Here is a 6,149-nt window from a genome sequence, read left to right as displayed (position 1 = left end):
CCGGGCACTGCAAGCCGCGCCAGCAAACCGCAATTACGCACGCGTGCAACTGAATTAACGTTTGTGTAATCGCCTTCGCCCTGGTATGGCGACGCCGGGCACAGTTGCCGTTGGCGGTGGCTGGGCGGGCTTCGACCGCGCAGTCGCCTGCCGAGCTACCGGAACCTTTACGGCACAGTCAAATAAGGAGTGCAAACTTGGATTCACCGTTTCAGCTAAGGGCTGACAGAGGGGCATGTGGGCGACAGCACGCCGATGAAGTAGTGGGATCGACAACGGCTCACCCTGAACGGCCGACCAACGCGGCCCATCGCAACCTCCGCAGCGCGAGTTCGCGTGTGCTCCATGCACTGGTTACCAGCCGTTACTACCGAATCCTCTGCGGCTTAACGTGATTAGGCGCCGAGCCGCGATGGTCCGCCCCTCCCCGACGGCCCGGGCCGCTGATCACTGTTTCTGCCACGTCTGGCAGCTATGCGTCAAAAACGCTCTGTCACTCGGCTGGATCGTCACGACCTGGGCACCGGTGCCGATGCCGCTATCGATGATGTCGGTGGGTCTGAGAGTCCTCAGCCTCGCCCAATAGCAATCGGATTCGCCTTCGGGGCTGGTGCCGCCCGAGCGGTAGGTGCCCGGCACGATGTCGGTGCTCACTCGATACGTTCCGTCGGTTTCAATGAGCGTTTTGGGGGTAACCGGAGGCGGCGGCAACGTCACGGTGACGGTTTGGGTGACGTCCCGCGTGGATGTTACCGTCGGAGTCGTCGCCGTCGTCGACCCGCCACCGCAACCTGCAACGACGATCGCCGCTTGAGCGATCGCAGCCGTCCTGAACTGCATTGAAGGAGGGTAGCAGGGCCGGCGCCGCGTTCAATCCACCGCGGGCATTCCGACTGCGCCACAATTCATTCGGGACACGAGACCTCGTCGTCGTCCTATCGGTATCGCGACGAACCTCGAGTGTGACGGGCGCCTCAGCCCGAACGCGGCGGATGTTCGGTGTGAACGAGGTTGCCCGCGATCTCCTCGACCCGGGTGTTGGTCTCCTGGGAGAGCCTGGTCAACAGATCGAACGCGCGGTCGGCGTCGATATTGAATCGCTCCATCAGCATGCCCTTGGCCTGGCCGATCATGTCTCGGGTAGCGATCGCGCGCAACCGTTGCTTGTTCTCCGTGGCCAATGCCTGCTGGCGCCGGAGCTGGACGCCGGTTTCCACGGCGGTGACGGCTTCGAGGGTGTGCAGTAGGTCTGCCGGCTCCCAACCGACGCCGTCATCGACGTCGCGCGCGACCTCGTCAAGAAGTTGTTTGCTTCCCGCCACTTCCTTCACGCTGTGCACCACGCCGACCAGCTCGCCGTGATCGAGCAATGGAGAGTTGGTCGGGCTCCACACCTTCGGCAGAAATTCGTCGGGGGCCGCGGGGTCGGGGATGTCATAGCGCTGCATCCGCATCGTGTGGGGGTGGCCGCTCTGCATCGCCTTCTCCAGCGACGACGCGAGCTTCGCCGCCCCGTCGGCGCGCGGATCCTTGGGATTGTCCGGGAAGGCGTCGAACAGGTATTGCCCCGGAAGCTCACCGTGCTCGCGCAGCGTGACGCGCTCGTAGTCTCTACTTGCCGCCCGAATCCGCAGGTCGCGATCCAAGAGCAAGCAACACACGCCCGATGCCCCCTGGACCATGCCTCGGGCGATCACTTCGAACCGGTCGTGATTGCGCACCGCTGTGCCACTACCCGTTTGTCGGCGCGTCTAATCCGCAGACGAGCCATTCGTTGCGTGCACCATAAAGCCTGACCTTGCAGAGCCAATAGGCTGGTGCGTAGACACCCGTGCTTTTGCGAGAGGTAATGACATGCCCGCACCGTCAGCCGAGGTCTTCGATCGTCTGCGTCAGTTGGCCGCGATCAAGGACACCACCGCACGCCAGACGAAAACGATCGACGAGGTCTTCAACGGCAAGCCGCTGACCACGATCCCAATCGGCACGGCCGAGGATGTCGAAGCCGCATTCTCCGAAGCGCGGGCGGGCCAGGTCGCGTGGGCGAAACGGCCGGTCGCCGAGCGCATCGACGTCATCAGCCGCTATCGGGACCTTGTTTTCGAGAACCGCGAGTTCCTGATGGATCTCCTGCAGGCCGAGGCCGGCAAGGCCCGATGGGCCGCACAGGAGGAAATCGTCGACCTGATAGCGAACGCAAACTATTACGTGCGAGTGTCGGCGGATCTGCTGAAGCCTCGCACGGTGCAGGCGCTGCTCCCCGGGATCGGCAAGACGACGGTCGGATATCAGCCCAAGGGCGTGGTTGGGGTGATTTCGCCGTGGAACTACCCCATGACGCTGACGGCGTCCGACTCGGTACCGGCGCTTCTGGCGGGTAACGCGGTGGTGCTCAAGCCGGACAGCCAGACCCCCTATTGCGCGCTGGCGTGCGCCGAGCTCTTGTATGAGGCCGGCCTGCCGCGAGAGCTCTATGCGATCGTGCCCGGGCCGGGCTCGGTGGTCGGCACCGCGATCATCGATAACTGCGACTACCTGATGTTCACCGGCTCTACCGCCACTGGCCGGCAACTCGCGGAACACGCGGGGCGTCGGCTGATCGGGTTCTCGGCCGAACTCGGGGGCAAGAACGCGATGATCGTCACGCGCGGGGCCAACCTGGATAAGGCCGCCAAGGCGGCCACCCGCGCGTGCTTCTCGAACGCCGGCCAGCTGTGCATCTCGATTGAGCGGATTTACGTCGAGAAGGACATCGCCGACGATTTCATCGGCAAGTTCGGCGCGGAAGTGCGGAACATGAAGTTGGGCACCGGGTATGACTTCTCGGTCGACATGGGCAGCTTGATCTCCGCGGGTCAGCTGGAAACCGTGACTGATCACGTGGACGACGCGAAGGCCAAGGGCGCCAAGGTGATTGCCGGCGCGAAGGCGCGACCCGACATCGGGCCGTTGTTCTACGAGCCGACGGTCCTGACCGATGTCACGCCCGAGATGGAGTGCGCGGCCAACGAGACCTTCGGGCCGGTTGTCTCGATCTATCCCGTCGCCGACGTGGACGAAGCCGTCGAGAAGGCCAACGACACCGAGTACGGGCTCAACGCCAGTGTGTGGGCCGGTTCCTCCGCAGAGGGCCAGCAGATCGCAGCGCGGTTGCGATCGGGGACGGTGAACGTCAACGAGGGCTATGCATTCGCATGGGGCAGCCTCAGCGCGCCGATGGGCGGGATGGGTCAGTCCGGCGTCGGGCGCCGGCATGGTCCCGAGGGCCTGCTGAAGTACACCGAATCCCAGACGATCGCGACCGCACGGGTGTTCAATCTCGATCCGCCGCTTGGCATCCCGGGGACTCTCTGGCAGAAGTCGCTCCTGCCCATCGTGCGGACGGTGATGAGGCTTCCCGGCAGGAACTGACGCGGCCGGTCGCCGCGTTCGCAATACCGCACCGGGTTCTGTCGGCGCGCGTTACGCTCTTCAATTGTCAGCGGCACGTCGCACGTCAGGAGTCCGCTATGAAGGCAGACGCGAAGCTCTACGAAGAAGACGCTCGCCGGCTACGCCAGTACGCCACATTCGGCAACTTCTCGGATGATGAACTTCAGCGTCTCGCCCGAGCGGCTCATCGCACTTCGACGTCCGCCCCGTTGCCGTTGATTCATGAGCAGACTCCGTCCGACTCCTGCTACATCCTGCTCAGCGGGGAGGTGGGCGTCTATGTCGGCTCGGACCGCGTCGCCGCGCTGGGTCCGGGCGAAGTCATCGGCGAGTCGGCGCTGCACCGGGGTAGATTGCGCTCCGCGACCGTAACGACGATGGGACCGGCCGAGTTGTTGCGCATAGAGCGCGACGATCTCGCCACGTTGCTCAACCAGATACCGGCACTTCGCGAAATCATCGACGCGTCTGTCGCCCGACATGTGCCGGTAGAACTGCCGCCTAAGCCAAAACCCCCGTTCTCCCGGTTGGGCGCCTCAGTCCGCACCGAATTGGTCGAGCGGTTTGAGCAGGCCGCTGAGAGCGCCGGTATGGACGTCGCCACCGCGCTCGAAGATGCGCTCACCCGCTGGATCGAACGGGACGAGACAGCCTAGCCACGGCGTTCGTTGCAGGAACCTACTACCGAACGTAGTATTTCGGCCATCTTGCCGCGCACAAGGGGGTGCAATGTGAGGTGGAGTTTCGCCCAGATCGGGCTGCTGATCATCTGTGTTGTTCATGTCGCTCAGGCGGTGGTCGGCTTCGCCATCAATCCCAGCTTCGCGATTGGGCCCAATGCGCCGACCGTGCAGCTGCTCGGAATGGACTACAACGGCTGGCACGCCGTGGCGGGTTTGGCGCTGTTCGCGCCGGGGCTGGCATTCGCGATGCGGAAGTCGTGGTCCGTGTTATATCTGCTCCTCGCCGCCATAGCCGGTGCGCTGCCGGGGGTTTGGGCCTTCTTCTCCCAGCAGGTCGCGTTCGTTTTCCACTTTCCCAACAACGTCACCGACGCGATCGTGCACTTGGTGACCGCGGCGATCATGATCGCGGTGGCAGCCGTCCAGATTCGATTGGACGGTGGACTTCGAAACTCACTCGCCGATCTCCGCAAAGCGCCCTAGGTCAGAGGATCACCGTCTCGAGGTCTTGGGCTTTCGCCGCTTCGGGTAGTCGTCGAAGGAGGTTGCGATGGCCAAGCATTCGGAGAAGGACGACTACGGGCGCAAAGGAGGAATGGCGACTCATGAGAAACGCGCCGGAACTCACCGAGCCGGACCGCCAGGACTGAAAGGCCGACAGCATGACGGCTCACTCACGAAACGCTCTCCGTTTCGAGCGGCCATCGAGGCGGGTAGCCGCGATGTCTCTGCCACGACGAAAATGGATAGATGCCATCTGAACAGGCACCGCCCCCGCCCAAATCGGCGCCGGGCTGGTACCCCGACCCCGCAGGGGTGGGTCACGGGCTGCAACGGTATTTCGACGGCACCAGCTGGACCAGCGAATACGCGTTCACGAGCGACCAGGCGGACAAGTTCGCCGCCGCGGCGCCGAGGACGTTCGCGGCCGAACCGCCGAGTAAAGGCACCTCCGGAAAGGCCGCGGTCGCTCTGGCGGTGCTCTGCACCCTCGTTCTCCTGGTCTTCATCGGCAAGACCTGGGTTTTCGACCCGAAAAAGGACAGCCCGTTAAGCCCACCCGGCAGTTCGGCCGCTGAGGGTGCGCCGACACCGACCCAGGAGGCTCCGTCAACACCGCCCGGTCCCAAGAAACCGGAGGGCGTCAACTTCACCATCGCCCCGGGACCGAACGGCGGCGTGGTGGACGCCCGATTCGCCATCCGCGACAACTACACCGAGCAGATGATCAAAGACGGTGCCCGGTCGGACACCATCGACATCCTCAAGTACGCAAAAGCTACCTATCCCGACGCGGCCGCGGTGAACGTGCAGGGCACCTTCCCGATGACCGATCCCTACGGCAACACCTCGACTCAGGTCGCCATCGACCTCACGTATTCGCGGGAAACGTTGAACAAGATCAACTTCGACGGTGTGACCAAAAAGAGCATTTGGGAGATCCGGGATTCCGGGACTGTTCTTCCCGCATTTCAGCCGTAGGCCGGCCCGCCCGGCCAGGTGCCAACGTCGTCGGCGTTGTTCCTGCCCGTGATGTTGCGGTCTCGCCGCATGCCTCATCGTTCGCTTTTTGAATGGTCGTTCGCCTGCTGGCTATTTGGGGAATTTACCTCAACATACTCAATGAACTCATCACTTGCGATCTAGCCGGACGTCTTTGGACTTTACGCCGACCGTCTTCTCCCGAGGCCGCGCCTACTGGAGCGCGCGCCCGAATCGCGACCAGTTGACGCGCGGCCGCGCCACTTTGTAAACCGGCCCCAGGGGTTCGATTTAACGAATGCGGAAAACATGCTTCCGCTGCGCCTGTGACGGTTATAGCATCCAATTTGACAGATTTATAACACCAACGAGAAAGGTACGCCGATGACAAGCACCAAGAAAACGCTGAAAGTGGTCGCAGTGGCCGCGACGCTGGTCGCAATCTTGGGTGGGTCGACGGGGTGCACCCTAAGTTGCTCAGTTCCGGCGGCTGGGCAGGTGGTTTGTTCCTGACAATCACTCTTTACTTTCTACTTCTGTAGAAACGGCAGT

General features: G+C 63.1%; 6 protein-coding genes. 4 read left to right on the top strand and 2 right to left on the bottom strand.

The window, feature by feature from the left end:
* Positions 1–447: 447 nt before the first annotated feature.
* Together AC5Y4H_RS15475 and AC5Y4H_RS15470 are read right to left on the bottom strand one after the other, a co-directional pair.
* A complete protein-coding gene (locus AC5Y4H_RS15475) occupies positions 448–840 on the bottom strand; it encodes an Rv1352/Rv1906c domain-containing protein (protein WP_499983060.1) in 393 nt (130 codons plus the stop codon).
* Between the two features lie 134 nt (positions 841–974).
* Positions 975–1,682 (bottom strand): ANTAR domain-containing protein, encoded by a 708-nt coding sequence (locus AC5Y4H_RS15470; RefSeq protein ID WP_499983155.1) that lies wholly within the window; start codon positions 1,680–1,682, stop codon positions 975–977.
* Between the two features lie 172 nt (positions 1,683–1,854).
* Between AC5Y4H_RS15470 and AC5Y4H_RS15465 the strand changes: the two genes are divergently transcribed.
* The 4 genes from AC5Y4H_RS15465 to AC5Y4H_RS15450 all read left to right on the top strand — a co-directional run bounded on the left by AC5Y4H_RS15465 (position 1,855) and on the right by AC5Y4H_RS15450 (position 5,597).
* Complete coding sequence (locus AC5Y4H_RS15465; RefSeq protein WP_499983059.1) at positions 1,855–3,411, top strand: succinic semialdehyde dehydrogenase; 1,557 nt, start codon at positions 1,855–1,857, stop codon at positions 3,409–3,411.
* Between the two features lie 98 nt (positions 3,412–3,509).
* Positions 3,510–4,088: a cyclic nucleotide-binding domain-containing protein gene (locus AC5Y4H_RS15460; RefSeq protein ID WP_499983058.1), complete on the top strand. Its 579-nt coding sequence runs from the start codon at positions 3,510–3,512 to the stop codon at positions 4,086–4,088.
* 75 nt (positions 4,089–4,163) lie between these two features.
* The gene (locus tag AC5Y4H_RS15455; RefSeq protein WP_499983057.1) at positions 4,164–4,598 is read left to right on the top strand and encodes a DUF4383 domain-containing protein; all 435 of its coding nucleotides are present in this window, start codon (positions 4,164–4,166) and stop codon (positions 4,596–4,598) included.
* 267 nt (positions 4,599–4,865) lie between these two features.
* Positions 4,866–5,597 (top strand): DUF2510 domain-containing protein, encoded by a 732-nt coding sequence (locus tag AC5Y4H_RS15450; protein ID WP_499983056.1) that lies wholly within the window; start codon positions 4,866–4,868, stop codon positions 5,595–5,597.
* The last annotated feature ends 552 nt before the right edge of the window (positions 5,598–6,149 follow it).

It is taken from the genome of Mycobacterium sp. NGS58 (genome assembly GCF_059812385.1).
Note: the sequence above shows the minus strand (reverse complement) of the source record. Positions and strands in the feature narration are given on the sequence as shown.

Coding starts and splice junctions, on each gene's coding strand:
- AC5Y4H_RS15475 (WP_499983060.1), bottom strand. CDS start 840: ATGCAGTTCAGGACGGCTGCGATCGCTCAAGCGGCGATCGTCGTTGCA.
- AC5Y4H_RS15470 (WP_499983155.1), bottom strand. CDS start 1,682: ATGGTCCAGGGGGCATCGGGCGTGTGTTGCTTGCTCTTGGATCGCGAC.
- AC5Y4H_RS15465 (WP_499983059.1), top strand. CDS start 1,855: ATGCCCGCACCGTCAGCCGAGGTCTTCGATCGTCTGCGTCAGTTGGCC.
- AC5Y4H_RS15460 (WP_499983058.1), top strand. CDS start 3,510: ATGAAGGCAGACGCGAAGCTCTACGAAGAAGACGCTCGCCGGCTACGC.
- AC5Y4H_RS15450 (WP_499983056.1), top strand. CDS start 4,866: ATGCCATCTGAACAGGCACCGCCCCCGCCCAAATCGGCGCCGGGCTGG.